Genomic DNA, 25,727 nt, shown 5'->3' on the forward strand with positions numbered 1-25,727 from the left:
ATGAGTTCCAATATTCCAAGCTCTACTTTTAAGCCACCGGTGACCGTGGCCTTAACCGGTGCATCCGGCGCGCAATATGGCTTACGCTTAATCGATGTGTTGGTAGAAGCAGGTCACGAGGTCTGGGTGATGATCTCTAAAGCGGCACACATGGTGATCGCCACGGAAACAGATATTTCGTTACCCGCGCAACCGGCGCGTTTAGTTGAGGCGCTAAGCCAGCGCAGCGGTGCTGAGCCAGGCCAAATCCGCTGTTTCGGTCGTGAAGACTGGATGGCACCGGTGGCGTCAGGGTCTGGAGCGCCTTCAGCAATGGTGGTGTGCCCTTGCTCTACGGGAACGCTCTCTGCAGTGGCCACTGGCGCTAGCAATAATTTAATCGAGCGTGCGGCCGATGTCGCTATCAAAGAGCGTCGAACTTTAGTAATGGTGCCCCGGGAAAGCCCTTTTTCGCCCATTCACTTAGAGCATATGCTGGCGCTTAGCCGCCTAGGCGTAGTGATTCTTCCTGCCGCGCCAGGGTTTTATCATCAGCCGCAAACCATTGAAGACCTTGTTGATTTTATTGTCGCTCGAATACTCAATCAGTTGGGTATTACCCACCGCTTGATGCCGCGTTGGGGAGAAGCGCACCCGACATCCAGTGATACACAACATAAGGATTTGTAACGGTGATGTCCTGGGCCATGTTGTCAGTGTTTGTGCCAACGTTTTTGTTTGTTTCGCTTACGCCGGGCATGTGTATGACCCTTGCCATGGTATTGGGCATGACCCAGGGTGTTAAGCGTACGCTTTGGATGATGGTGGGAGAGTTAGTCGGCGTTGGCTTTGTGGCAGCCGCTGCTGGCGCGGGTGTGGCTGCTTTGATGCTTCGCCAGCCCGAGCTGTTTACTGCCTTTAAATGGGCGGGCGGTGCGTATCTTGCCTACTTGGGGATTATGATGTGGCGCTCTCGGGGACGCATGGCGATCCCCAGTGAACTGGATGCGGGTCCCGCAGCAGGGCGTTGGCAACTGGCCATGCAGGGGCTTGTCACCGCGGTTGCAAACCCTAAAGGCTGGGCGTTTTTTATGGTATTGCTGCCACCGTTTTTAGATAGCAGCCGCCCTCTAGCGCCTCAGCTTAGCGTGCTAATTGCAGTTATTCTTAGCATTGAGTTTGTCAGCATGCTGGTTTACGCAACGGGCGGGAAAACGCTGCGAAAAGTGTTGGGTAAAAGCGGCAACGTGCGATTACTTAACCGCATTGCGGGGACGCTGATGTTGGGGGTAGGCGCTTGGTTGGCGCTGGGTTAAAAAGCTGGCATGTAGATGACACGCAAAGTGACTAACATGAGCGATGCGCTGCCGAGCAGTAGCCGCGGGCAGGGCGGCAAGGGCGCTCGGTAGCGCCGTTGCCAGCTCAGCCTGACCAGCGCGCACACTACCAAGCCAAGCAGCGCGCCTCCAATCAAGTCACTTAACCAGTGCACGCCTATCACTAAGCGGGATAGTGCCATCGTGGTGGCCAGAATAATGGCTAACCAATACACCCAAACGTGCCGTCTACGCGGCAGTCCGGCCACTAGAAAAGCGGCGGCAAGCCCGATCACCACTACCGATGTAGAGGTGTGAGCGCTAGGGTAAGCGAGTGAACCCGTTAGGTGATCAGGGGTAAAAGGCCGTTCACGTCCAAAAACAGCCTTGCCCAAGGTGTTTAGTAGGGCAATGCCCCCCACCGCGGCGCCCCAGTGGCAAAAGGCATCCCAGCGCTTGTGTACCAAAAGCCACAGCCCCCAGGGCGTAAGGAGGGCGGCAATGCCGAGCGTATCCCCAATGTCTGCTAGTACTAGACTAGAGGTAACCAGCGCGTCATTGCTTAGCCATCTGAACAGCCGTTGGGCCTGGAGGTCGATAATCAAGGGGCCGTTATGCTGCATGACCAGTAGGGTCCAGGCAGAAACGCTGGCTAGCGCCACCACAAGCAGCAGAAGCGATGCGAGGGGTACCTCGCCGGATCGGCTCATCGAAAGCCATGGCCTGCGCATGAAAGGAGTGCGGCGAATAACTTTTGCAATGGCCAAGTACGCCCAGCCGTGGCGGCCCACCTGCGCTCTTCCCCATGAAAATATGACTGCCAGCACCACTATGCTAGCAGCCATCATCATGGCGGCAGCTTCCACATTAGGTGGCAAGTCAAGCCGCTGCTGCCAGGTACGGCCCAATAAATAGCCCGGCAACACATAAGCAGGCGCCCATAGCGTTGCCGATGCAACATTGGCCCATAAAAACGTGCGAGCGGGCATGCGCATCATACCTGCAATTAACGGAATAATAGGACGAACCGGCCCTACAAAGCGGCCAATAAATACCGAATAGATCCCATAGCGTTCAAAGAAGCGCGCACCACGACCTAACCATTCGGGGTGGTGTACCAGCGGCCAGCGCTGAGTCACCTGCTCGCGGTGATGGTAGCCCAACTTATAGCTAATACCATCGCCTAGCACGGCACCAATGAACGCAGCGCCGACAAGCCAGGGCAGGCCAAGGGACTGGTGCCCGGCAACCGAAGCGGCTGCCGTGATCAATACCACTCCAGGAACCAATAAACCTACCAGCGCTAAAGATTCGACCAGCGCGATGAGCAAGACCAGTGCCAGCAGTATGGTGGGCGACATCGAAATCGCAAAGAGTGAATCAGCCAGAGACAAAGGGAGCTCCATAGATAAAGGGTTAGGCGTCAACTAATGCCTGTGCTCGCGCTTCCAAGCGCTGTACATAACGTTCAAAGCTCTCGCCCTGGCACGGCAAACACACGCTAATACGCGTATCTAAATGTCCTGTTTCAACGAGCACGCAGCGTGATAATGCGCGCTGCAGCCGTTCGCGAACTAATAAAGCACCGCTTTCACTCGTGTCTGGAAGCACCAGCCAAAAGGTGGCGTTGCCTGCTCGGCCTAGCAAATCATGGTCACGACAGCGGCTATTAACCTCGCTACAGAGCGTGCCTAGCAGTGCCAGCTGGGCGCGCTGCCCAAACTGCTCTTCTGCCATGTCCAGCTGTGGTAAGTGGAGTACCAGCACGGCCAAACGCTTGTTAAGCATCGCTGCGCGCTGATACTCATTGTGTAGGCGCTCTTTTAGGGTGTCGATATGATAAGCGTTGCAGTCGCTGTCGTTTGGATCTGTTGCTCTGAGTAGTGCCCGCCTGCGGGCATGCTCCCAAGGGGGGAGTGCTGAGAGTAAGATAAGGGCTGAATAGCCCAGCACAACGGAGGGGGTGATGTCATTTGCGCTGGGTAGAAGCCACCAAATCGGCGAACAAACTATGTTTAATAAAAGTGCGCCCCAAAGTGGCAACAGCAAAAAAGAGGCGGTAATCGGTAAGCCCACCCAGATAAGCGGTGTGCTGGGTTGATAATATAGGGCGGCTAAAACCACAACATAAGTGCTTACGAGTAAAATGATGCGTGGTATGGCGGGGGCCAAATCCTGGCTGTAGTGCATCAGCAGTGCGGTGAGAAGCAGCAGGGTAACAAACATGGGGATTAACAGGTCGCGGTAGTCGCCCATGGCGTATAGCCACAATGTATAAGCCGCCATCATGAAAACACTGCCACTATAGGCTAGAGTCATTAACCGCCCTGATAACTGATGCTCCGTCATGGCGTACTCCCAAGCGTCTGTGCAGGCAACGTATGCAGCGTTTCTAAGGTAAGCGTTGAAAGCTCCACATCCATCAGCGGTGAGTGGTGGTAGAGCAGCTTCTCAGGTAAAGCGCTGCAAATCAGCTCTCGGCGTTGCGCTCCCTCCTTTGGCGAGCGAGACAGTAGTAATAAAACTAACGTCGTACCATTTAGCCGGTATACGTTTTCAAAGTCATAAGTGAGTTCGCAGAGTTTTTGTGCTGAGGCCCAGAGCTGGTGACGTTTGACGTTTATGACGATTATTTCAGCGTAAATTGCCTCACGTTCAGAGCGTATTTGCTCCCGGGCGAGGTCGCGCAGCAGTTGCTCGCCCGCCCATAAGTTCAGCCCCGGGATGAGCCGTAAGCGCTGCTGGATCGCACCATTTATATCAATCAGTTGGCGTGTCCGCGAGACGGCTAATAACCCTAAAATTGTGAGTGACGATAGAAGCAATAACCATTCTGGCCTGCTAAGAAAGGGAGCGATCATGATCCAGCTTAACAGGGCGGCGCTGGCATTGAAGGCAATAGCCATAGGCTTCTGTGGCAGCATGCAAACCGCTGCGAAAACCCATATCAGCATGCTGTGGCGTTCGGGTGCAGCGGCAATTAAGCAAAGTAGCAAGCCGCCAGCCAGCATTTGCCAGGGGAACCCCCTGGCTCGTCGGTGGCTAAAATCTAACAGCAGTGCGGTGATGAAAAGCCATCCGACCGAAAGCCACAGTACTAGCGCGGCAACCGGTGGAGCAGCAGGCGTCCAGAGTGCCAGCACCACAGCGGCGGCGAATAAGTTAGCTCTCAGTAGGCGTATTTTGTACTTACTTTGCATGGTGGCTTACTATTCACCCTTAATAACGGAGGCTTATTCACGGTATTGAAGTGCTGTTTGATAACGCTGCCGTGTCAAAATTAAGATCTCATACCCCAGTATAACGCCCAAATGGCGTAAGATACCGTTAAGCATTTAGTGCCACGGGCACCATAGCTTCTATACAACCATTACACATAGTATTTGCTGACAACCATCCTACTTGTTATGTCACTACTCAGGGAGACAATATGAGCGGTTCTACCACGTTCCAGGATCAAGCCCAACGCCACTTGGCTGCTGGGGATGTGCCCGCTTATATGCAGGCGCTTGGGCAGGGTGCCCGGGCAGCTGCTGTCGAACTGCGTCGCGCAGATACCGGCCTAAAAAACCGGGCGCTTGAAGCAATGGCAGCACGCCTAGCAGCCTCTAGAACGGTGCTTTTAGAAGCAAATGCGCTTGATATGCAGCGCGGTCAGCAAAACGGTTTAGACCCTGCATTGCTGGATCGCCTAGCGCTTTCCGATAGCCGAATAGACGCTATGATTGAAGGGCTGCGCCAGGTGGCCGGACTAGCGGATCCTGTGGGTGAAATCGACGAGATGAATTATCGTCCCAGTGGCATTCAAGTAGGTAAGATGCGCGTGCCGCTGGGTGTGGTGGGGATCATTTATGAATCGCGGCCTAATGTCACCCTTGAAGCGGCGAGCCTTTGCTTAAAATCTGGCAATGCCTGTTTACTTCGTGGAGGTTCAGAAGCGAGCGCCTCCAACGCCGCTATTAGCCACTGTATTCAGCAAGGCTTAGCGGATGTAGGGTTTTCTGCGGGGGCTGTTCAGGTAGTGGCGACCACCGACCGCGCTGCGGTAGGTGCGATGATCAGTATGCCTGAGTATGTTGATGTGATTATTCCCCGTGGCGGTAAATCGTTGATTGAGCGTATCTCCCGTGAGGCGAAAGTGCCTGTTATTAAGCACTTAGACGGTGTTTGTCATGTGTACATTGACACAACGGCTGACCCAGCAAAAGCAATGGCCATCGCTGTTAACGCTAAAACCCATCGCTACGGAACGTGCAACACCATGGAGACCTTATTGGTGGATGCACCGATTGCCGATATCGTATTGCCCGAGCTAGCGCGTGCCTACGCTCAGTACGAAGTAGAGCTTCGTGGATGCGAGCGCACGCGGGCATTGCTGCCGCAAGCGCTTGAGGCGACAGAAGAGGACTGGCATGCGGAGTATTTGGCTCCCGTATTGGCGATCAAGGTAGTTGAGGGTATGGACGAGGCGATTGAGCATATTGAGAAATACGGATCTCACCATACGGATGCAATCGTGACCCAGGACTACTCGCTTGCCCGCCGCTTCATGGCAGAAGTGGATTCCAGTTCAGTAATTGTCAATGCGTCTACCCGCTTTGCGGACGGCTTCGAGTATGGACTCGGGGCAGAAATTGGCATATCCACCGACAAGCTGCATGCAAGGGGACCCGTTGGACTGCAAGGGCTGACAACACAAAAGTACGTCGTGTTCGGGGATGGTCAGGTTCGTCAATGAGTCATACGTTAAAGGTCGGCATGCTGGGCGGAACCTTTGACCCCGTTCATTTGGGTCATTTGCGCAGTGCGGTGGAGGTGCGCGAGGCGTTGGGGCTGGATTGGCTACATATGATTCCCGCGCCTCAGCCTCCTCTGCGAGATACGCCGCAGGTGCCGCCCGAGCAGCGCTTAGAGCTACTCAAGAAAGGTATAGCCGATACGCCAGGCATTATTGCCGATGGGCGCGAGCTGCGTCGGGAAGGGCCTTCCTACAGCGTTGATACACTCGCTGAGCTGCGCACGGAGTACGGCGAAGACGTGCCGCTAGCCATGATTATTGGCTTTGATGCGTTTTTACGGCTAACAAAGTGGCGCAAAGCGGACGATATATTTACCTTGGCGCACCTTGTAGTGATCGCCCGGCCCGGCTATCAAACGCCTTGGCCTTTAGCTCTGAAGGAACTGGTGGGCAATCGTGAAGTCGATAGTGTGGCAGCGCTCATGCGGCGCCCTTGCGGTTCAATGTTATCGCTCACGCTGCCCTCAATGATGGCGATTTCTGCGACTTACGTAAGAGAGCGCCTAAAATCAGGGGAGAGCGTGCGTTATCTGCTCCCGGAAGCAGTGGAGCAGAGTATTTTGCAACAGGGGTTTTATCAAACGCACGAATAGCGCTGGCAGTCATCAAAGAAGCCGTTACAATGGCCCGCTTAACGGCGGCAGATTGATACTGGCTTTAACGCACAGCTAACAGCCGTTTTTATTTCTAGCCTTACTACTTAGCCTTATCACAAGGGGTTGCCTTCAGGAGCCATGCACATCGATACACTGAAAATCCTAGCGATTGACGCGCTAGAAGAGCTAAAAGCACGCGATATTACCCAGCTGGATGTTTCTAAGCTAACCGAAGTCACCGATCTCATGGTGATTGCCAGCGGAACCTCAACACGTCACGTCTCCGCGCTTGCCCAAAACGTTGTTGAAAAAGCCAAAGCGTCCGGTCTTAAGCCCCGCGGTGTAGAAGGTGGCGATAACTCGGATTGGGTGCTGGTGGACTTGGGCGACATCGTAGTTCACATCATGCTGCCCGAAGCGCGCGCGCTGTATGACCTTGAGCGGCTATGGGCAGACCTGCCGAACGACGCTGGTGCGATTGGTGAATCGCTCAAACGCCTAGAAGAGCGGGTCACTATGCCATGAGAATACGGCTGTTAGCGGTGGGAACGAAAATGCCTGGATGGGTAGAAGAAGGCGTTGAAACCTACCGCAAACGGTTGCCTCGCGACTTCAATTTAGAAATTGAAGAGATCCCCCTTGGGCAACGGGGCAAAAATGCCGATATCGCCAAAGCGCGTGCCCAAGAAGCTCAGCGTATCCGTGAAAAGCTGCGTGGTGACGAGTATATCGTGGCGTTAGAGGTGAAAGGCAAAACGTGGAGTACCGAGCAGCTGGCCCAGGAGGCCGATGCTTGGCGCATGACGGGGCGAGATGTTGTACTTCTTGTGGGTGGCCCGGATGGTTTGGAGCCTTCGCTTTCCGCGTTGGCGGACAAATCTTGGTCGCTTTCTGCGCTTACGCTACCGCATCCGCTGGTGCGCATCATGCTCGCCGAGCAGTTGTACCGTGCGTGGACGCTGTTAATTGGTCATCCCTATCATCGCTAGGCGTGCGAAAATCGGGCCATCACCATGGCTACCGTTGCGTCGTTTGTTAGATTTGAGAGTCATCTGTTGCCATGCCCCAGCGCCTTGATACGCTAAAAAACTCCGAGCAAGAGCTGCGTATTTTCCGTATGAGGGCGCTGCTTGCCGTACTGGTTGTTATTGTGTTGACCAGCTTACTGACAGGGCGTCTTGCCTATTTGCAGATTACTCAACATGATCTTTACAGCACTCGCTCAGAAAAAAACCGCGTGCGTGTTGAGCCGTTGCCGCCCACCCGAGGGCTTATCTATGACCGTAACGGTATCCTGCTTGCTGAAAATCGCCCTACCTACAACCTGACACTCGTGCGTGAGCGTGTCGACGATTTAGACGACACGCTGGCGCTGCTAGTGGAACTTCTAGAACTACCCGAAGAAGAAATCGATGCGTTTAATGTTCGCTCGCGCCAGCGCCAGCGTCCGTTCCAGCCAGCGCTCTTGATGAGTGACTTAAGCGAAAACCAAATTGCTCGCTTAGCGGTAAATCGTCACCGGTTACCCGGTGTTGAAGTAGAAGCCCAGCTGCTGCGTTACTACCCCGATGCAGAGGTGATGGCGCATGCGTTAGGGTATGTGGGGCGCATTAATGCTGATGAAATGCAGTCTTTGGATACCGGTCGGTATGCCGGTACACACTTTATTGGTAAAACCGGTGTAGAGCGGTTTTATGAAGCTCAGCTCCACGGCCAAGCCGGATTACGCAAAGTAGAAACCAATGCTCGCGGCCGCGTGTTAAGGGAGCTTGGGCGTACCGACCCCGTTCCCGGTGAAAACCTGACTCTCACATTAGACAAATCGCTGCAGATGTTGGCCTACGAGCTGATGGATGGACGACGCGGTTCGATTGTGGCGGTGGTGCCGGATACTGGAGAAATTCTGGCGATGGTGTCAACGCCTGGTTTTGATAGTAATCAGTTCGTAACCGGTATCGATGTTCCCTCGTATCGGGCGCTGCAAGAAGATCTTGATTTGCCGTTATTTAATCGCGCTATCCGAGGGCACTATCCGCCTGGCTCCACCATCAAGCCGTTCCTTGCTCTCGCGGGCTTAGTGGAGGGGGCGATTACTCCTGACAGCACGATCAGTGATCCGGGATTTTATCAATTACCCAACGACACTCGGCGCTACCGCAACTGGCTGCGCTGGGGGCATGGGCGGGTTGATATGGAGCGCTCGATCGCTGTTTCCAACAACACTTACTACTATTCGCTGGCGCACGACCTGGGTATCGACAAGCTGCATGAGCAGATGAGCAACTTCGGTTTTGGGCAGCGAGTTGCCCATGATGTGCAAGGTGAAAGCACGGGGTTGATGCCGTCGCGCGACTGGAAACGTGCCCGTTTTAACCAGCCCTGGTATCCGGGGGAAACGCTCTCGGTGGGTATTGGTCAGGGGTATTGGCAGGTGACCCCACTGCAGTTAGCCAGTGCGACGGCTGTCTTGGCGAATCGGGGGCAGTGGGTAAAACCCCGGCTTGTTCGAGAAGTAGGTGAGCAGCCGTTACCCCGAGATCTTCCGGATACGTTGCCAAATATTGAGCTGGATAACGACACCTGGTGGAATCGGGTCTTTAGCGGCATGGAAAAAGTGCTCACCGGTAGTGAAGGCACCGCTCGGCGTACTGGGGTGGGGCTTGATTACCGAATGGGAGGTAAGTCGGGAACTGCACAGGTGTTTTCGCTGGGGCAAGATCAGCGTTACAACGCAGAGGAGCTTGAAGAGCGTCTACGCGACCACGCGCTTTTTATGGCGTTTGCGCCGCTTGAAGACCCGCAAATTGCAGTATCAGTGATTGTAGAAAATGCGGGTGGGGGCAGTACCCATGCGGCCCACCTTGCACGAGCAATGACCGATGCCTGGCTACTAAAAGAGAGCGCTCCAGAAGTGGATGAAGTGCGTGAAGTGCTAGAAGAAGATACCGCCAGGGTGGAGGGCAACTAATGGCAGTTTGGGAAATGCTCTCTCGTTCTTTTCGCCGCTACCCTGTCCGGCCTCCCAGTAGCGGTATTGCGCGACGCAAAAGCATCTGGGAGCGCATTCATCTCGACCCTTGGTTGATAGGCATGCTGCTGATGTTAATGGTAGCCGGGCTGTTTGTTCTCTACAGTGCATCGGGTCAGCGTATTGAAACGGTCATTGCTCAAGCTGTCCGGTTCGGAATTGCTCTGACCGGTATGGTGATTATTGCGCAGTTCTCGCCCTCAACGTTTCTACGCTGGGCGCCGGTTGCCTATGGGGTAGGGCTCGCCATGCTGCTTGCGGTAGAGCTCGTTGGCGATGTGGGTATGGGGGCTAAGCGTTGGTTGGTCATCCCTGGGGTTATTCGTTTTCAACCTTCTGAAATGATGAAGCTCGCTGTGCCATTGATGGTGGCCGCGTACCTGAACCGCTGCCAGCTACCCCCCCGCCTACGCGATATTGCGGTGTGCGCTATCATTATCGGGGTGCCTGTCGTGCTGACGGCTATTCAGCCTGATTTGGGCACCTCGTTACTTGTCGCCAGCGCGGCGATTATTGTGGTGCTGTTGGCAGGCCTTTCTTGGCGCTTGATTGGCGCTATCGGGGCGCTGATGGCGGCCGGGTTGCCGCTTCTGTGGATGAACATGCATAACTATCAGCGCCAACGGGTGCTGACGTTTCTCGACCCAGAAAGTGATCCGTTAGGTTCAGGCTGGAATATTATTCAGTCCACTACGGCGATTGGTAGCGGTGGATTATGGGGAAAAGGCTGGCTGGATGGCACTCAGTCTCAGCTTGAATTTCTTCCCGAGCGCCATACGGATTTCATTATTGCAGTGTTGGGCGAAGAGTTTGGTCTTGTGGGGATGTTATTGCTGTTAGCGCTCTATGTCATGATAGTGGGGCGAGGTTTGTGGCTAGCCACTGCTTCTCAGGATACCTTTGGGCGGTTAGTGGCGGGCAGCATTATCCTGACGTTTTTCATTTATGTTTTCGTTAATGTCGGTATGGTCAGCGGGATTCTGCCAGTGGTGGGTGTGCCGCTGCCTTTGGTGAGTTTCGGTGGCACCTCAAGCGTGACCTTATTGGCTGGGTTCGGTATTCTCATGTCGATTCATGCGCATCGTCGCTTGTTACCGCGCTGAGGGTTGAAGCATGATGGTTTTCACAGGAGTGGTGAGTTAATGAATAGGGCCCGAAACAACGCAGGTAGTTACTTGATGGCTGTCGTAATGGCATGCTCGACCCCTGCCGTATGGGCTGAGGAGCAAGCGCATTTTAACCCGCAGAACCACGAGCGTACCCAGCAATTGGTTGATGAATTAATGGCTGAAGGGTTACCAGAGGCCTGGTTAACCGAAACCTTCAATCAAGCGAAGTTTAACCAGGGTGTGCTAGATGCTATGGAGGGTGCGGCTGAACGTCGCTTAAGCTGGCATGAGTACAGCGCCATATTCATGACCGAGCAGCGCATTGAAGAGGGGGCTGCTTTTGTTCAAGAGCATGTGGATACGCTCGCTCGCGCTGAAGAGGTCTATGGCGTTCCTAGCGAGGTCATTGCTGCCATTATTGGTGTGGAAACCTATTATGGGCGCCATAAAGGTCGCCATCGAGTGCTCGACTCGCTGGCCACACTGGCATTTCACCATCCGGTGCGGGGTGATTTCTTCCGCGGTGAGCTAGCTGCCTTTCTGCAGATTGCTCACGAGCAGCGTGTTGAACCAACATCGCTGTATGGCTCCTATGCCGGAGCGATGGGCTATCCGCAATTTATTCCCACCAGTTATCAGGCCTATGCCGTTGATTTCGACGGTGACGGTATTCGCGATTTATGGGAAAACCCTGTTGATGCGATAGGCAGCGTGGCCAATTATTTTGCTGAGCATGGTTGGCAGCGTGATAGTGCGATTTATCACCCAGCGAGTGGCCCCACGTCACCACCAGAGGGGCTGACATTTAATCAAACACGTTCACCGACAGTTACCGTAGCGGAGGCAACAAGCGCGGGTATTGAGCCTGGGGTTGCCCTTGAACCAACGCTTCAGGTCGTTCCGTTGGTGTTAGAGCTTGCCGACGGCAGCAACCTCTACCGGTTGGGTGAGTATAATTTCTACGTTATTACTCGATACAACCATAGCCATCTCTATGCGATGGCGGTGGCAGAATTATCCGACGCTATCGAGCAGCGGATTGAGGATCAAGGATGAACAAAGTGTTAGCAGATGCCCGAGGCGTGGCAGGTGCTGTCGCTATTGTGGCCCTAATAAGCGGCTGTGCTAGCCAAGAAGCCCAGCGTGCCAGTGTCGGTACCCCTCTTAGCGAAAATGCTTCAGCGCCGGGTAGTGCGAGTAGTTCAAGCAATGCGGGCAGCAGCGGTGGGCGTTACGCAATGACCGGCGATGCTTACCCGCTTGAGCCACCGGATGTTAGTACAGTTCCAGATGCGGAGCCGCGTGTTGAGCCTCTATCGCGGGCAGGTAATCGGCCAACCTATGAAGTGTGGGGAGAAACCTACAGCGTGTTGCCCGATGCAAAAGGCTACACTCGGCAGGGAACCGCCTCTTGGTATGGTGAGAAATTCCATGGTTATGCTACGTCCAACGGCGAGATTTACGACATGTATAAAATGTCGGCGGCTCACCGTTCCTTACCATTGCCAACTTTTGCCCGAGTCACCAGTTTGAATAATGGGGAATCGGTTATTGTTCGAGTGAATGATCGCGGGCCATTCCACAGTGATCGTGAAATCGACCTGTCCTATGCCGCGGCTGCACGTTTAGGGTTTCTAGAGAATGGCACAGGTCAGGTCCGCGTAGAAGCCATTGACCCTGCCCAGTGGCTTGCAGAGCGAGATGGGAGTGGTGCGCCAGCAGCCAGTTCGACAACGGTGCAAGCAGCAACAGCCACAGCGACCACCACATCAGATGCCACACCGCGGCGTTCCTCTGCTCAACCCCAAGTATCTGGAGAGTCTGTGCAGGGCAATGCGGTCTACCTGCAAATTGCGGCGTTAGGAAGTGCAGAGGGAGCTGAGCAGCTACAGCGTCGATTACAGGGGGAGCTTTCACACGCGGTACGCGTAATGAGTGATGCGGATGTTCATCGTGTGCAAGTAGGGCCGGTGATCCCTGCCCAAGAGGCGCAAGCGCGTGAAGCATTACGCCATGCAGGGTTCCCGCAAGTGTTTGTTGTTAAATAAGTCGCCTTTTTTTATTGAACCTAAATAACGTGCTCAGTCACGTTACTTTCCATGTAGTGAGAAGTTAGTCATGAATATAGTAATGTCGTTTCGTCGTTCAGCACAGCTCTGCTTATTTGCGGCAATGACAGTTGTCGCGCTACCTGCGTTGGCCCAATCAGTTCCTCAGCCGCAGACGATTATTCCTTCTGCGCCTCAGCTTGCGGCGAGTTCCTGGATATTGATGGATGCCCACAGCGGCCGGGTACTTGCCGAGCATAACTCAGACGAGCGTTTGCCGCCGGCGAGCCTTACTAAACTAATGACGGCTTACCTTGTCGAGCGTGAACTGGATCGAGGCACTATTAGCCTTACCGACATGGTGAACATTAGCGAGAGAGCATGGCGCACCGGTGGCTCTAAAATGTTTATTGAAGTAGGTGATCGCGTATCAGTCGATGATCTACTGCATGGCATCATTATCGTCTCAGGTAACGATGCCAGTGTGGCCATGGCCGAACACTTGGCCGGCGGCGAAGCGCCCTTTGCAGATTTGATGAACCAGCATGCCACGCGGTTAGGTATGCATAATACAAACTTTCAAAATGCCACCGGGCTGCCGGGTGATAATCACTACTCAAGTGCCCGCGATATGGCGCTGCTTTCACAATACATTATTAACGACTATCCCGAGCACTATGAGATCTATTCCCAGCGCACCTTCTCATTCAGTGGCATCGACCAGCCAAACCGTAACCGATTGCTATGGCGCGACCCCACCGTTGATGGCTTGAAAACCGGTTGGACAACGGAAGCGGGTTACGGCTTGGTAGCCTCAGCTAAGCGTGATGATATGCGCCTGGTATCCGTTGTAATGGGCACTAATTCAGAAGAAGCGCGTGCTCAAGAGACGCAGAAACTGCTCAGCTACGGGTTTCGCTTTTATGAAACCATGAAGCTTTATGAGCGTGGCGCGGTGCTTGCAACGCCGCGGGTATGGGGTGGCGACGTTAACGAACTGCGCGTAGGGGTTAACGAAGAAGTTTTCATGACACTGCCGCGTAACCGCAATGAAGAGCTGCGCGCGCGTCTTAACCTTAAGCAGGATCTTCAAGCGCCTGTGGCAGTAGGCGATGAGGTGGGTACCTTAGAAGTGTATCTTGGCGAGGAAATGGTGGGTGAGCGTCAACTCATAGCCCTTGAGAATGTTGAAGAGGGTGGGCTGTTTAAGCGATTGTTTGATCAGGTTAGACGCTTTTTCAGCGGGTTAGTGAGTAATTTCACCAGCTAGTCCATTTGGTGTTCGCTGATCAACGGCACAAACGTTAGAGGGCTGGGGAACGGTCGCATGAACTCAGCCCGCTCTGTTATTTGGTAATTGAAGGTAGATTATGAAACAGGACGCGAAAAAAGGGCTTCGTGATTTGCGGCAGCCAGCCGCCAGCGCGCCCCCGAAAATTACCTTTCCTTGTGATTACTCGTTAAAAGTAGTCGGCGATGCGGCTGAAGACTTTGCCGCGTGTGTGTGTCAAGTGGTGCATAGGCATGCTCCCGGCTTTGATGAGAGCATCATCCAGGTAGTGGATAGTCGCAATGGGCGTTTTCAGTCGGTGCGCATTGTGATCAAAGCAACCGGCGAGCAGCAGCTTAGTCAGTTATTTGACGACCTAAAAGCCACTGGCCGTGTGCATATGGTGGTGTAGCAATGAAAGCGCCCATCCAACTGCACCGCCTTGGTCGCAGTGCTTACTTGCCCGTATGGGAATCAATGCGGTCACTCACCGACACGCGCAGTGAAGCAACGGCCGATCAGTTTTGGCTCGTTGAGCACGACCCTGTTTTTACCCAGGGGCAGGCAGGGAAGCCGGAGCACTTGCTAATGACGGGTGATATACCGGTGGTGCAGACGGACCGTGGTGGCCAAGTTACTTACCACGGCCCAGGTCAGGTAGTGCTCTACCCACTGTTAGATATTCGACGGGGCAAGATTGGTGTCCGTGATTTGGTTACCGCTCTTGAAAAATCAGTGATTGCCGTACTGAGCGAGTATGGCGTGAGTGCGCGCGCTCGGCCAGACGCTCCCGGTGTATATGTTGATACGGCGGCAGGGGAGGCAAAGATTGCTTCGCTGGGATTGCGCATTAGGCGCGGGGCTAGCTATCACGGCGTCGCACTCAACGTAGATGCAGATTTATCCCCTTTTGCGCGTATCAATCCCTGTGGTTATGCCGGTATGCCGGTAACCCGTCTAGCAGATTTGGTAGCGATCACGCCTGACAATCAAAAGGTGGGAGAGCAATTAGCGTTCGCGTTGGCGGCAGAGCTAAAGCGAGACCTTGTCAATATCGCATAATGGTTGACCCGTAACATGACGGTATCAGCAGAAGAGGTGCCGCTGTAAATAAAGGAAGTAGTCTCTTATTTACAGCGGCATTGGCTTGATCAGCCGACGTTCAAGGCGGGAATGCGACTGGTGTCAGTTTCTTGACCAGGCACGGCGGCCGGTGAGGCAAGGCCAAGGTTGTTTTTCTCAAATACGCGGTCAGCACGATAGCTAGAGCGTACCAAAGGCCCTGACGGCACTTCCATGAAGCCCTTTTCTAGGCCAAGTTCACGGTAGCGATCAAACTCTTCTGGGGTTACCCAGCGCTCTACGGCCAAGTGATTTTTGGTCGGGCGCAGGTATTGACCAAGCGTTACGATATCGACGCCAATCTCACGCAAATCATCGAAGGTTTGTAATATCTCGTCGTCAGTCTCACCTAAGCCAAGCATCAAGCTGGTTTTGGTAATAATATCCGGTCGATGCTGCTTGGCATGGGCCAGAACATCTAACGTTTTGCGATAGCCCGCGCGTGGGTCACGTACTTTTTGGGTTAGACGCTCAACTGTTTCGACATTCTGCGCAAACACCTCAAGTCCAGAATCGACTACCCGTTCAATGGCATCTTTTTGCCCATCAAAGTCGGGAGTTAACGCTTCTACTACTACCTCGGGCGTGCGCGCCTTAATAGCCCGAATGCAGTTGGCATAATGCGTCGCACCGCCGTCGTCCAAGTCATCGCGGTCAACGGAGGTAAGTACAATATAGCGCAGCCCCATCAACTCAACGGACTTGGCGGTGTTTTCAGGTTCTTCTGTGTCCAGCCAGCCTTTCGGGTTGCCCGTGTCAACCGCACAAAAGCGGCACGCGCGGGTGCATACTGAACCCATCAACATAATGGTAGCGGTGCCGTTGCTCCAGCACTCACCCATGTTGGGGCAATGCGACTCGGCACATACGGTGCTGAGGCGGTGCGTAGCGACATTTTTCTTAACGGCTTCAAAGCGCTCGCCACCAGGAATCTGAGCGCGTAACCACTTGGGTTTGCGCTCAAGAGACGGGGCATCCACCTGCGCTTTGCGCTGCTTCATGCCATCCTTGATTACCGACATGCCGTGTTCGTTGCGGAATTTTTCACCGCTGGGCACGCGCTGTGAGGGGTTATTGCTCATAGAAAAGAGCCTCTCTACTGTGCGGCAGGGCAGTATCACGCTTGCGTTAGCACTGACCCAGCCCTGGATACGCTAAATCATACGTAGGTAGTAGGGTAATGTAACATATCTCATAGAGAACAAGACACTCTTGGCACGCGCTAGACGCTGTCTATACAGGCAGCATAGGCAGGCACGAAACACCGTGGCTAGGCAGCGGGCTTGAAGGTGTTTGAAAGTAGCGCCGATACTCATCGAGATGTTCTCGAGTGAAGCGTAAAAAGAGTTCGGCAACGGGCGTTGGGAAGTGGTCGCGACGGTGAACGGCACACCAAGATCGGCGGATAGGAAAGCTGGGCAGCGCTAGCGATGCGAGTAGGCCCTGCTCCAACTCAAGCTGAACGGCTAAGCGAGGGAGTACGGCGATGCCCAAGTGAGCCATGATGCCTTGTTTAATCGCTTCATTGCTGCCTAGCTCTATCCGATGGGGTAGCCCTACTTCTTGGTCAGCTGCCAGCTGTTCAAACGCATTGCGTACCCCTGACCCCGGCTCGCGCATTAAAACGTAGTGGCGGGCAAAGTCCGCGAGAGAGGGTGCCGAGGAGTGAAGTAGCGGGTGATCGGGCCACACCACAGCGATTAGCTCATTATCTAAAAGAGGCATCACCACTAAGTCGTCGTTGTCAGGCACCATCGCCATAATCACTACGTCATCTTTCTGCTGCGCAAGCCTCTCAAGCGCTTGGCTACGGTTACACACTTTTAAGCGTATCCGAACATCAGGGTAGCGCGCTCGAAAGCGAGCAAGTAAAAACGGGACAACATATTGGGCGGACGAAACCGCCGTAATGTTAAGTTCGCCGCTAATTTTGCCGTTGATGTCTGAAAGGTTCATCTGCAGCCGTGACAGCTGTCCAATAATTTCCCGCGTGGAAAGTGCCAACGTGTCTGCTGCGGGCAATACATGTAGGGTTTTGCCCGCGTATTTAAACAGCGGTTGACCGACTGCCTGCTCAAGCTGGCGAATCTGGGCGCTAACGGCGGGTTGGGTAAGGCCGAGCTGCTCAGCCGCACGGGAGTAGGAGCGCTGGCGATGCACTTCCTGAAATACTTGGAGTTGACGAAAGGTCAGGCGGTTTAGCAGCGTAGGGGACGACATAAAACAACCTCTCGGTAACACCCTCCAGCGATCATGACCGCTGTGACAATAAGTTGCCCAGTAACTCTATTATTTTGCAGCCGCTGCCGTGTGCTTAGCTATACGTGGCAGCTATTAAGAGCGCAGTAGAAAGCGCTTATGAAAGCATTTTTTAATAAAAGGCAGCTTTTAACTACTGTGCTAGTAAGGTGATGCTACCACTGAAGCCGTCAGCCGTCTTTAGCGCTTTGCTGTGTGAATAGACTGTTGTGTGAATAGATTAAGGGAGTCATCGACGTCAAGCGCAGAGTAGCCTAAACTATATTGCATTGCAGCATCATTGCTTCGGGATTGATGCCCCGCATCAATCCAATGGGAGGATCTATGAACTTTCTCGCTAATCCTTTATTACCTGGCCAAGGGCTCAGTAACGCTTGGTCAGGAGCAACGAATGATTTAACAGCGCTACCCGGCGGGGAAGCCCTTGCTAGCGTCATTGATCCTTTTGGATTTGGGCGTGCCGCCATGTCTTACTGGCGCGATAGTGTTGAGCGCAACATTCTCTATTGGGATACGATGCGTGAGCGCGGCAATCAATACCTAGAACATATGGAGCAAACCAAGCCCAATGTGCTTGGTTTCGATACTGAGGTATTGCTCGATGGGCGCACGCTGCCCCATCCAACGAACTACGAACTTTTGCGTGTTCTTCCCCCTGCCAATACACAAATTGACCCCCAGAAGCGGCCCTTCGTAGTCGTAGACCCGCGCGCTGGGCACGGCCCTGGCATCGGCGGCTTCAAGCCGGATAGTGAGCTTGGAGTCGCCTTAAAAGCAGGCCACCCTTGCTATTTTATTGGGTTTTTACCTTTCCCCGAGCCTGGGCAAACCGTTGAAGACGTGGTTGAAGCAGAGATTGCCTTCCTGCGTCACGTTATTGCGTTACACCCTGATACGGTTGAAAAGCCGATGGTGGTAGGCAATTGTCAGGCAGGTTGGCAAATAATGATGGCCGCTGCGTTAGAGCCAGACGTATTTGGCCCTATTTTAATAGCTGGCGCGCCGCTCTCATACTGGGCAGGCGAGCACGGTAAGGCGCCTATGCGTTATACCGGCGGCATGACCGGAGGAAGCTGGATTACGGCGTTAACTAGTGATTTAGGTAACGGCCTCTTTGATGGCGCGTGGTTGGTGCAAAATTTTGAGCGCCTCAACCCGGCAAATACGTATTGGAAAAAACAGTTCCACCTCTATTCCAATATCGATACCGAAAAAGAGCGGTATCTAGAGTTTGAACGCTGGTGGGGCGGTCACGTAGTTTTAGGTGGCGAAGAAATTCAGTACATCGTGGATAACCTCTTCGTTGGAAACCGTCTTTCTACGGCGCAGCTCGTCACTCGGGATGGGCGTCGTATTGACTTGCGCAACGTTCGCTCCCCGGTTGTCGTGTTTTGTTCACGCGGCGATGACATTACGCCGCCTCCTCAAGCGCTTGGCTGGATTCGTGATCTGTACGAAGGCGAAGAAGATATCATCGCTAACGAGCAGACCATTGTGTACTGCCTGCATGATACCACTGGGCATCTTGGAATCTTCGTTTCTGGCAGTGTCTCTCGTAAAGAGCACTCAGAGTTTACAGCGAACATGGACTACATCGATGTAATGCCCCCAGGGCTTTACGAAACGACGGTATCCCATGCCAGTGAGCGCGACGATGCTGAGCTGATCGAGCGGGATTACCTGCTAGAGTTTACTCCGCGTAACTTTGAAGAGTTAGATCGTGACGTGATGCATAAGCCCGAGGACGATCGGCGTTTCGCAACGGTTGCCCGCATTTCAGAGATAAATCTAGGTTTTTACCGTCTCTTTATGCAGCCTTGGTTACGTGCGGTAATGACGCCGGAAGCGGCGCGCTGGACTCGCCGCATGCACCCGATTCGTCTGGGTTACAAGCTGCTTTCTGATCGCAATCCATTAACGGTGCCATTACCGGTAATGGCAGAAACCGTTCGCCGCAATCGCCAGGAGATAGGTCAGGATAACCTCTTCAAAGCCCTGGAGACGATGACTTCTGACCAAATTACGGCGGGGCTAAATGCTTGGCGCGATCTGCGCGACAGCTCGACTGAACGCCTATTTATGGACATTTATGGTCAGCCGCTGCTGCAGGCGGCGGTTGGCTTGTATGGGGATGCGCATGTGCATCGTCGTCGTCCCGGCGCAGAGCCTGAACACAGGCGTTTTCTTGAGAGCCGCAAAAATGAGCTGCGTGAAAAGTTCTCCCACGGCGGTGCTCATGAAGCTGCCATGCGCTCGATTATTTATGTGCTAGGCGGCGCGCCAGCTACGGATGAGCGTAACTTTAAGCGGCTACGCGCTTCTCGCGCCGAGCTTGAGCCGACCACGTCTCTTTTTGATTTTAAACGCTTGGTGCGTGAGCAGTTCTTTATCCTAAAAATGGATCGTGCGCAGGCGCTCAATACATTGCCGGATCTTCTCAAAGGGCAAAGTAATGAGGAAATCGATAGTCAAGTTAAACACTTAGAGCACGTGTTTGCAGCTAGTGGCGAGTTGTCAGAGCATGCCGCTGAGCGCTTCGATCAGGTAAAAGCTCTGTTTGACAAAGCGCGTCCAGCAAAACCCAAACCTGCTGTGGCTAAACAGTCGGCTACCCCAACGCCTGTTAAAAAAGCATCAGCAGCCGAGGTGCCTGAGAAGCCCGCCCAAAAAGAAGAGCTGAAGGTGGCTGATCATAATGTTGAAGATGCCTCTGAGTCCGCTGTTAAAACTAGCGATGAGCTAACGCCGGCAGCAGATGATGTGCCTTCTTCAGCTGACGATAAGCAGGAGGCAGCGCCGGGAAAGGCTAACGAGGGAGAAAAGCCAAAACTCGCCTCTGTTTCGCGACGTAAAACACCCCGCAAGCGTTAAGAAACGGGTCTGATAACGCCTTACGCCCCTGCTCAAAAGCAGGGGCGTTTTGTTTGTTTGTATCTATTTGGGTTGCCGTCTACGTAGTGGCAGTCTAGTGTCTAGCTACTTTGTGGTAAAAAAATTATGGGCATCAGCATCGCCCTCGTCACGTTCAGTGTGGTGTCCTACGCCTTGGTTGCCACTAGCGCTTAGCGAAGTGCTGGGGTAGGGTAGGCGCATTTTTCACGCAGTCGCTAATGTTAATTGATGCGGCGCCGTATTCAGAGCATAGGCGGATAGCCTAAGCAATAGGAAAGTGGAGCACTATGGGCAAGTCACTGGTCATCGTCGAATCGCCAGCGAAAGCGAAGACGATAAATAAGTACCTCGGCAACGATTTCATCGTCAAGTCGAGCGTGGGTCACATACGTGATCTACCGACCAGCGGCTCAGGTAAGGCAGCCTCCGACCCGAAGGAGCGCGCTCGCCAGGCCGCGGCAACGCGTAAGATGTCCGTGGAAGAGAAGGCTGAGTATAAGAAGCGCAAGGCCCACGACCAGTTGATCCGGCGCATGGGCATTGACCCTGATAACGGTTGGGAAGCTCACTATGAAGTGCTTCCTGGCAAAGAAAAGGTGGTCGCTGAGCTTAAAAAGCTCGCAGAGAAAGCCGATGCCGTGTATCTCGCAACGGATTTGGACCGCGAAGGGGAGGCGATTGCGTGGCACCTTCGTGAGACGATTGGCGGTGATGACAGCCGCTACAAGCGCGTGGTGTTTAACGAAATTACCAAGAACGCTATCCAAGATGCCTTTAAAGCACCTGGGACGCTCAATATTCCACGTGTCGAAGCCCAGCAGGCGCGCCGCTTTCTCGACCGCGTGGTAGGTTTTATGCTCTCGCCACTGCTGTGGGCCAAAATTGCCCGTGGCCTTTCGGCCGGTCGTGTGCAGTCGGTGGCGGTGCGTCTCATTGTCGAGCGCGAGCGAGAGATTCGTGCATTCATTCCCGAAGAGTTTTGGGATGTCCACGCGGATCTCGTGTCACCTGAAGGTGAGCTGGTTCGTTTTGCGCTGGCCCGCCAGGATGGCAAACCGTTCCGGCCCACCGCTGAAAAAGAGACAATGGATCGCATTGCCCAGCTGCGCAAAGCCAAGCTGTCCATTACCTCTCGGGAAGATAAGCCTACCAGCTCGAAGCCCACGGCACCGTTCATTACCTCAACGCTTCAGCAAGCAGCCAGCGGCAGGTTAGGGTTTTCGGTTAAAAAGACCATGACCATGGCCCAGCGTCTCTATGAGGCAGGCTACATAACCTATATGCGTACTGACTCTACGAATCTGTCGAAAGATGCAGTGGAGAGTGTTCGTTCGTTTATTGGTGAAGAGTATGGAGCGCGTTATTTGCCTGAGGCGCCTAACCGTTACAGCAGTAAAGAGAGTGCCCAGGAAGCCCATGAGGCGATCCGTCCCTCTAGCGTAGAACGCAAAGCAACGGATCTCTCCGGTATGGAGCGAGACGCAGAACGCCTCTACGAGCTTATTTGGCGGCAATTCGTGGCGTGCCAAATGACACCTGCTGAATACCTTTCCAGCACGTTGAGTGTAGAAGTCGACGGCTACGACCTGCGCGCTAAAGGGCGAGTCCTTAAGTTTGACGGCTATACCCGGGTCATGAGGCCCAGCGGTAAAAATGAAGATCAAAGCCTGCCAGATTTGCCCAAAGGTACGCCGATGGGTCTTGAATCGCTTAATCCCCAGCAGCATTTTACTAAGCCTGCCCCGCGCTATACGGAAGCAAGTTTGGTAAAAGAGTTGGAGAAACAGGGGATTGGCCGACCATCTACTTATGCGTCTATTATTTCGACGATTCAGGATCGTGGTTATGTAAAACTAGAAAGCCGCCGTTTTTATGCTGAAAAACTGGGCGATATCGTTACCGAGCGTTTGAAAGAGTCCTTCCCTGACCTTATGGACTACTCTTTTACGGCGCGCATGGAAGATAGCCTAGATGAAGTGGCTGAAGGCGAGCGTAACTGGCAAGCGTTGTTGGATGCTTTTTACGAAGAGTTCCGCGGAGAGTTAAGCAAGGCTGAAAGTGAAGACGGTATGCGTCCCAATCAGCCGGTGCCGACCGACATCGACTGCCCAAGCTGTGGTCGTAAAATGCAGATTCGTACGGCGTCAACCGGGGTGTTCCTTGGTTGCAGTGGCTATAACTTGCCACCTAAAGAGCGCTGTAAAACGACGATTGACCTGATTCCAGGTGAAGAAGCCGTGGCGGAAGATGCCGGTGAGGAAGCAGAAACGAATGCTTTGCGTGCCAAACATCGCTGCGAGAAGTGCGGTACGGCGATGGACAGCTACCTAATTGATGAAACGCGTAAGCTGCATATCTGTGGTAATAGCCCCGATTGCGATGGGTATGACATCGAAGCGGGTAAGTTCAAAATCAAAGGTTACGATGGGCCCATCATTGAATGTGATAAGTGCGGCTCTGAAATGCAGCTTAAGTCTGGCCGTTTTGGTAAATATTTTGGCTGTACGAATAGTGAGTGTAAAAATACCCGTAAGCTGTTGAAAAGTGGTGAGGTGGCGCCGCCCAAGATGGACCCTATTCCTATGCCGGAACTGGCGTGCCAAAAGGTGGATGATCATTATGTACTGCGCGACGGTGCCAGCGGCTTATTCTTGGCAGCCAGCAAGTTCCCCAAAAACCGCGAGACGCGGCCCCCCCTGGTCAAAGAGTTGAAGGCCCACGCCGACGAACTGCCAGAGAAGTATCACTTTATTTTGAAAGCGCCGAGTGAAGATCCAGACGGACGCCCAGCACAAATCCGTTTCTCGCGTAAAAATAAAGAGCAGTTTGTAATGACCGACGAAGAGGGTAAAGCGACTGGTTGGAAAGCGACCTTTGAAGGCGGCAAATGGCATGTGGAGGATAAGCGCAAGTGAGCCCCCGTTCCCGCACCAATCAACTGCTGTATCAAGCCGAACTGCTGGTGGGCTTGCCAGTAGGCGATGACGAGCACAGCCCAGCCCGCCAAATGGCCATCGAAGAGAGCGCGCTGGCGCTGTTCGAGCTGGCACTGGGGTCACTGCTCAAAGAGGTGACCGAGCACGCACGGCTAACGAACCACGAGTGGCGCGCGCTGCTTGCCAGCGATGGTCCCGATGTAGCCGAGCTTCAGCGCCTGCGCGATGCCATGCACCAGCCTGAACACTGGCTTCACTGGCTGGTTGGGCAGCTTGATAAGCTGCACAGCGACGAAGGGGCTGCACGCCGTACCGTACACAACCCTGCCATGATTGCCGTTGGCAGCCAGCGTTCGCTGGCGGAGCAACTGTTGGAAAACCTAGAAGCCGCCAAGCAAGAGATTGCTTCGCTGCGTGAGACGAGCGAGGAGTGGTAGGCTGCGCTTGTCGCTGGCATGGGGTTGAATGAATCGGCGCTATTCACTAGCTGTTGAAATGTGCCGATTTGCCCCAAGGCTGTTTAGATAACGACAGAGGAGACACGGATGCGCTACAACCAAGTCAAAGATTTAATAGAGTGGGCGGCTGGCTATCATGCGCGCATGGCGCGCCAGTATACTGAGGCTGCTGAGCAGACGGAGAATCAACGTCTCGCGATGGCGCTATCCTACCTCGCCTCTAGCGAGTTAAAAATGAAAACCGGGTTGGAAGCGCTTTTCCACGATGGCAATGATCAGCGTGAAGTGCTTGAGCTATGGTTTGATGAATCCGGTGACTTTCCGCAGCCTCCTTTATTAGAAGCACTGGCTGATCGCTCGATAGCAGGTTCAGTGGATGAAATAATGCTAACTGCAGCAGAGTCTCATCGTAATTTGCAGGACCTTTATGAGCACCGTGCCTCACGCTCTAAAATAGAGCCTGAAGAAGAGTTCTTTAAGGCATTAGCAGCAGGGCATAATGCTGAGGCACGCAAGTTAGTGACTAGCATGCAGGAGTTTGAAGATATTTAACCAGCGTTAAAAATGAGTTGACGAGACTCACCGTGAGGAAAAAATGGTTTTGTGCAGTGAAATCGCTGACAGTGGCAGCGTTTATAAGGTATAAAAGCCCTCATAAATGCCTTATTTGGCCTGTAATGCTGGCCTAAAGTGAGAGCCATAACGATGCCTTTAAACCGCCGCAGATTTTTGGCGCTAGCACTGAGCTGGCCGGTAATTGCCAACGCAACGACCATCAGTTCTGTAAGTGATTATCAGCCAACGGATCTCATCGAAACGCTGCTTTCACGAGCCCACATCCCACGTCATAGCAATGAGCTTTGGCTGCTTATTGACGATAAAGAGGCCTCGTTGAGCGTTTTTCGTGGAAATACCTTGGTTGAGCGTATTGCGCCAATTTCATTGGGCCGTGCGGGTGCAAAAACACAGCGCGTTCGTGGCGATAACGTTACACCGCTCGGTGAGTTTCGTGTCAATCGATTTAATTATCAAAGTCAGTGGCATATTTTCATAGGGATCGATTATCCTACGCCACCGCATGCTCGAATGGCGCTTGAGAAAGGTATTTATTCTCAAGAAGATTATGAGGCCTACTTCGATTACTACCGGCGCCATGGCTATCCGCCGCAAACCACTGCTTTAGGTGGCGCAATTGGTATTCATGGTATTGGTGGGGGAGACCCAGATATTCATGGCCGCTACCACTGGACACAAGGGTGTGTGGCAGTCACTAATGAAGAAATCGAGCGAGTAGCTGGATTAGTAAGTGTTGGCACTCGCGTGGTGATCCGCTAGGCTTATGTCGTTGAAGGAAGTTCGAGGTTTTAAGCAAGTGGCTATAGACAACCGCTGTGGTCTATTATAAAACAGCGTTTGACTTGTGTGCTTAGAAGATTATTCTCAGCACTGGTCGCTGTAAAGAACCTGCACCGCAGGTAGACAAATTTAAGCTAATATTTTAGCCTTACTTTTTGTCATACCCTTAACGTAGTACCCAAGGAAGACTCAAGGAGAACACTATGACTCTGAAGACTACTCTGAAGATGACTGCCGCTGCCGCTTCTCTGGCAATCCTGGCTGGTTGTGCTTCTACCAGCGCTCTGGAAGAAGTTCGCATGACTGCAGAATCTGCACAGGCTGACGCTGCAGAAGCACGCAGCATGGCTTCACAAGCGCTGAACACTGCTAACCAAGCTCAGCGTGACGCGCAAGCTGCTCTGCAGATGTCTGAGCAGAACCGTGAAGAAATGAACCGCATGTTCCAGCGCTCCATGCAGAAGTAATTCTGCTTGGGCTACTGAGCATCTATTCGGCTCAGTAGTTGCTGTAGATGTGAAAAAACCCCGCTTCGGCGGGGTTTTTTTATGTTCATAATG

The 25,727-nt window shown here is 53.4% G+C and carries 24 protein-coding genes; 19 read left to right on the top strand and 5 right to left on the bottom strand.

From position 1 onward, the window contains the following. The gene (locus tag LG301_RS06320) at positions 1-669 is read left to right on the top strand and encodes a flavin prenyltransferase UbiX (protein WP_404475191.1); all 669 of its coding nucleotides are present in this window, start codon (positions 1-3) and stop codon (positions 667-669) included. Positions 670-674: 5 nt separating this feature from the next. Next, entirely contained in the window at positions 675-1,295 is a 621-nt protein-coding gene (locus tag LG301_RS06325) for a LysE family translocator (protein ID WP_404474393.1), read from the top strand. On the opposite strand, the gene LG301_RS06330 is transcribed toward LG301_RS06325, so the two are convergent. Genes LG301_RS06330 through LG301_RS06340 form a run of 3 tightly spaced genes read right to left on the bottom strand, consistent with a single transcriptional unit; the run spans position 1,292 to position 4,495 of the window. Beyond that, positions 1,292-2,689, bottom strand: a complete 1,398-nt coding sequence (locus LG301_RS06330; RefSeq protein ID WP_404474395.1) for a bifunctional DedA family/phosphatase PAP2 family protein — start codon at positions 2,687-2,689, stop codon at positions 1,292-1,294. The genes LG301_RS06325 and LG301_RS06330 overlap by 4 nt on opposite strands. A 22-nt stretch (positions 2,690-2,711) precedes the next feature. After that, positions 2,712-3,644, bottom strand: coding sequence for a diguanylate cyclase domain-containing protein (locus tag LG301_RS06335; RefSeq protein ID WP_404474397.1), 933 nt, complete (start codon positions 3,642-3,644; stop codon positions 2,712-2,714). Then, positions 3,641-4,495 carry a hypothetical protein gene (locus LG301_RS06340; RefSeq protein ID WP_404474399.1) on the bottom strand — a complete coding sequence of 285 codons (855 nt, stop codon included), beginning with the start codon at positions 4,493-4,495 and terminating at the stop codon, positions 3,641-3,643. Before LG301_RS06340 ends, LG301_RS06335 begins: the two co-directional genes overlap by 4 nt. A gap of 230 nt (positions 4,496-4,725) precedes the next feature. Between LG301_RS06340 and LG301_RS06345 the strand changes: the two genes are divergently transcribed. The 11 genes from LG301_RS06345 to lipB all read left to right on the top strand — a co-directional run bounded on the left by LG301_RS06345 (position 4,726) and on the right by lipB (position 15,206). Next, a complete protein-coding gene (locus LG301_RS06345) occupies positions 4,726-6,033 on the top strand; it encodes a glutamate-5-semialdehyde dehydrogenase (protein WP_404474401.1) in 1,308 nt (435 codons plus the stop codon). Next, positions 6,030-6,686, top strand: a complete 657-nt coding sequence (nadD, locus tag LG301_RS06350) for a nicotinate-nucleotide adenylyltransferase (protein WP_404474403.1) — start codon at positions 6,030-6,032, stop codon at positions 6,684-6,686. The genes LG301_RS06345 and nadD overlap by 4 nt, the downstream gene beginning before the upstream one ends. A gap of 141 nt (positions 6,687-6,827) precedes the next feature. Continuing rightward, complete coding sequence (gene rsfS, locus LG301_RS06355; RefSeq protein ID WP_404474405.1) at positions 6,828-7,214, top strand: ribosome silencing factor; 387 nt, start codon at positions 6,828-6,830, stop codon at positions 7,212-7,214. Beyond that, on the top strand, positions 7,211-7,678 hold the full coding sequence (gene rlmH / locus LG301_RS06360) for a 23S rRNA (pseudouridine(1915)-N(3))-methyltransferase RlmH (RefSeq protein WP_404474407.1): 468 nt from the start codon (positions 7,211-7,213) through the stop codon (positions 7,676-7,678). Before rsfS ends, rlmH begins: the two co-directional genes overlap by 4 nt. Before the next feature lie 71 nt (positions 7,679-7,749). Continuing rightward, positions 7,750-9,657 carry a penicillin-binding protein 2 gene (mrdA, locus tag LG301_RS06365; RefSeq protein ID WP_404474409.1) on the top strand — a complete coding sequence of 636 codons (1,908 nt, stop codon included), beginning with the start codon at positions 7,750-7,752 and terminating at the stop codon, positions 9,655-9,657. After that, positions 9,657-10,820 carry a rod shape-determining protein RodA gene (rodA, locus tag LG301_RS06370; RefSeq protein WP_404474411.1) on the top strand — a complete coding sequence of 388 codons (1,164 nt, stop codon included), beginning with the start codon at positions 9,657-9,659 and terminating at the stop codon, positions 10,818-10,820. Before mrdA ends, rodA begins: the two co-directional genes overlap by 1 nt. 39 nt (positions 10,821-10,859) lie before the next feature. Beyond that, the gene (gene mltB / locus LG301_RS06375) at positions 10,860-11,882 is read left to right on the top strand and encodes a lytic murein transglycosylase B (protein WP_404474413.1); all 1,023 of its coding nucleotides are present in this window, start codon (positions 10,860-10,862) and stop codon (positions 11,880-11,882) included. Beyond that, a complete protein-coding gene (locus LG301_RS06380; protein WP_404474415.1) occupies positions 11,879-12,874 on the top strand; it encodes a septal ring lytic transglycosylase RlpA family protein in 996 nt (331 codons plus the stop codon). Before mltB ends, LG301_RS06380 begins: the two co-directional genes overlap by 4 nt. A 70-nt stretch (positions 12,875-12,944) precedes the next feature. Continuing rightward, complete coding sequence (locus tag LG301_RS06385; protein ID WP_404474417.1) at positions 12,945-14,144, top strand: D-alanyl-D-alanine carboxypeptidase family protein; 1,200 nt, start codon at positions 12,945-12,947, stop codon at positions 14,142-14,144. A gap of 100 nt (positions 14,145-14,244) precedes the next feature. Then, positions 14,245-14,556 (top strand): YbeD family protein, encoded by a 312-nt coding sequence (locus LG301_RS06390; protein WP_404474418.1) that lies wholly within the window; start codon positions 14,245-14,247, stop codon positions 14,554-14,556. A 2-nt stretch (positions 14,557-14,558) separates the two neighbouring features. Continuing rightward, on the top strand, positions 14,559-15,206 hold the full coding sequence (gene lipB / locus LG301_RS06395) for a lipoyl(octanoyl) transferase LipB (RefSeq protein WP_404474420.1): 648 nt from the start codon (positions 14,559-14,561) through the stop codon (positions 15,204-15,206). An 89-nt stretch (positions 15,207-15,295) separates the two neighbouring features. Here lipB and lipA read toward each other — a convergent pair whose 3' ends face one another. Beyond that, positions 15,296-16,348, bottom strand: a complete 1,053-nt coding sequence (lipA, locus tag LG301_RS06400) for a lipoyl synthase (RefSeq protein WP_404474422.1) — start codon at positions 16,346-16,348, stop codon at positions 15,296-15,298. 151 nt (positions 16,349-16,499) lie between these two features. Next, on the bottom strand, positions 16,500-17,486 hold the full coding sequence (locus LG301_RS06405; protein WP_404474424.1) for a LysR family transcriptional regulator: 987 nt from the start codon (positions 17,484-17,486) through the stop codon (positions 16,500-16,502). A gap of 363 nt (positions 17,487-17,849) precedes the next feature. Here LG301_RS06405 and LG301_RS06410 point away from each other — a divergent pair, with 363 nt between their 5' ends. The 6 genes from LG301_RS06410 (at position 17,850) to LG301_RS06435 (ending at position 25,634) form a co-directional block, all read left to right on the top strand. After that, positions 17,850-20,396, top strand: a complete 2,547-nt coding sequence (locus LG301_RS06410; RefSeq protein ID WP_404474426.1) for a DUF3141 domain-containing protein — start codon at positions 17,850-17,852, stop codon at positions 20,394-20,396. Between the two features lie 308 nt (positions 20,397-20,704). Then, entirely contained in the window at positions 20,705-23,332 is a 2,628-nt protein-coding gene (gene topA / locus LG301_RS06415) for a type I DNA topoisomerase (protein ID WP_404474428.1), read from the top strand. After that, positions 23,329-23,790 (top strand): DUF6586 family protein, encoded by a 462-nt coding sequence (locus LG301_RS06420; protein ID WP_404474430.1) that lies wholly within the window; start codon positions 23,329-23,331, stop codon positions 23,788-23,790. Before topA ends, LG301_RS06420 begins: the two co-directional genes overlap by 4 nt. A gap of 108 nt (positions 23,791-23,898) precedes the next feature. Beyond that, a complete protein-coding gene (locus LG301_RS06425) occupies positions 23,899-24,363 on the top strand; it encodes a 2-hydroxyacyl-CoA dehydratase (RefSeq protein ID WP_404474432.1) in 465 nt (154 codons plus the stop codon). Positions 24,364-24,516: 153 nt separating this feature from the next. Next, complete coding sequence (locus tag LG301_RS06430) at positions 24,517-25,146, top strand: murein L,D-transpeptidase family protein (RefSeq protein ID WP_404474434.1); 630 nt, start codon at positions 24,517-24,519, stop codon at positions 25,144-25,146. 224 nt (positions 25,147-25,370) lie between these two features. Further along, entirely contained in the window at positions 25,371-25,634 is a 264-nt protein-coding gene (locus tag LG301_RS06435; RefSeq protein WP_018917296.1) for an Lpp/OprI family alanine-zipper lipoprotein, read from the top strand. The last annotated feature ends 93 nt before the right edge of the window (positions 25,635-25,727 follow it).

It is taken from the genome of Vreelandella venusta (assembly GCF_044809155.1).
In the GTDB taxonomy this organism is placed as follows: Bacteria; Pseudomonadota; Gammaproteobacteria; order Pseudomonadales; family Halomonadaceae; genus Vreelandella; species Vreelandella venusta_B.

Bases quoted from the DNA above. Each gene is read 5' to 3' on its own strand.
- LG301_RS06320 (WP_404475191.1), top strand. From the start codon at position 1: ATGAGTTCCAATATTCCAAGCTCTACTTTTAAGCCACCGGTGACCGTG.
- LG301_RS06325 (WP_404474393.1), top strand. From the start codon at position 675: ATGTCCTGGGCCATGTTGTCAGTGTTTGTGCCAACGTTTTTGTTTGTT.
- LG301_RS06335 (WP_404474397.1), bottom strand. From the start codon at position 3,644: ATGACGGAGCATCAGTTATCAGGGCGGTTAATGACTCTAGCCTATAGT.
- LG301_RS06340 (WP_404474399.1), bottom strand. From the start codon at position 4,495: ATGCAAAGTAAGTACAAAATACGCCTACTGAGAGCTAACTTATTCGCC.
- LG301_RS06345 (WP_404474401.1), top strand. From the start codon at position 4,726: ATGAGCGGTTCTACCACGTTCCAGGATCAAGCCCAACGCCACTTGGCT.
- nadD (WP_404474403.1), top strand. From the start codon at position 6,030: ATGAGTCATACGTTAAAGGTCGGCATGCTGGGCGGAACCTTTGACCCC.
- rsfS (WP_404474405.1), top strand. From the start codon at position 6,828: ATGCACATCGATACACTGAAAATCCTAGCGATTGACGCGCTAGAAGAG.
- rlmH (WP_404474407.1), top strand. From the start codon at position 7,211: ATGAGAATACGGCTGTTAGCGGTGGGAACGAAAATGCCTGGATGGGTA.
- mrdA (WP_404474409.1), top strand. From the start codon at position 7,750: ATGCCCCAGCGCCTTGATACGCTAAAAAACTCCGAGCAAGAGCTGCGT.
- rodA (WP_404474411.1), top strand. From the start codon at position 9,657: ATGGCAGTTTGGGAAATGCTCTCTCGTTCTTTTCGCCGCTACCCTGTC.
- mltB (WP_404474413.1), top strand. From the start codon at position 10,860: ATGAATAGGGCCCGAAACAACGCAGGTAGTTACTTGATGGCTGTCGTA.
- LG301_RS06380 (WP_404474415.1), top strand. From the start codon at position 11,879: ATGAACAAAGTGTTAGCAGATGCCCGAGGCGTGGCAGGTGCTGTCGCT.
- LG301_RS06385 (WP_404474417.1), top strand. From the start codon at position 12,945: ATGAATATAGTAATGTCGTTTCGTCGTTCAGCACAGCTCTGCTTATTT.
- LG301_RS06390 (WP_404474418.1), top strand. From the start codon at position 14,245: ATGAAACAGGACGCGAAAAAAGGGCTTCGTGATTTGCGGCAGCCAGCC.
- lipB (WP_404474420.1), top strand. From the start codon at position 14,559: ATGAAAGCGCCCATCCAACTGCACCGCCTTGGTCGCAGTGCTTACTTG.
- lipA (WP_404474422.1), bottom strand. From the start codon at position 16,348: ATGAGCAATAACCCCTCACAGCGCGTGCCCAGCGGTGAAAAATTCCGC.
- LG301_RS06405 (WP_404474424.1), bottom strand. From the start codon at position 17,486: ATGTCGTCCCCTACGCTGCTAAACCGCCTGACCTTTCGTCAACTCCAA.
- LG301_RS06410 (WP_404474426.1), top strand. From the start codon at position 17,850: ATGAACTTTCTCGCTAATCCTTTATTACCTGGCCAAGGGCTCAGTAAC.
- topA (WP_404474428.1), top strand. From the start codon at position 20,705: ATGGGCAAGTCACTGGTCATCGTCGAATCGCCAGCGAAAGCGAAGACG.
- LG301_RS06425 (WP_404474432.1), top strand. From the start codon at position 23,899: ATGCGCTACAACCAAGTCAAAGATTTAATAGAGTGGGCGGCTGGCTAT.
- LG301_RS06430 (WP_404474434.1), top strand. From the start codon at position 24,517: ATGCCTTTAAACCGCCGCAGATTTTTGGCGCTAGCACTGAGCTGGCCG.
- LG301_RS06435 (WP_018917296.1), top strand. From the start codon at position 25,371: ATGACTCTGAAGACTACTCTGAAGATGACTGCCGCTGCCGCTTCTCTG.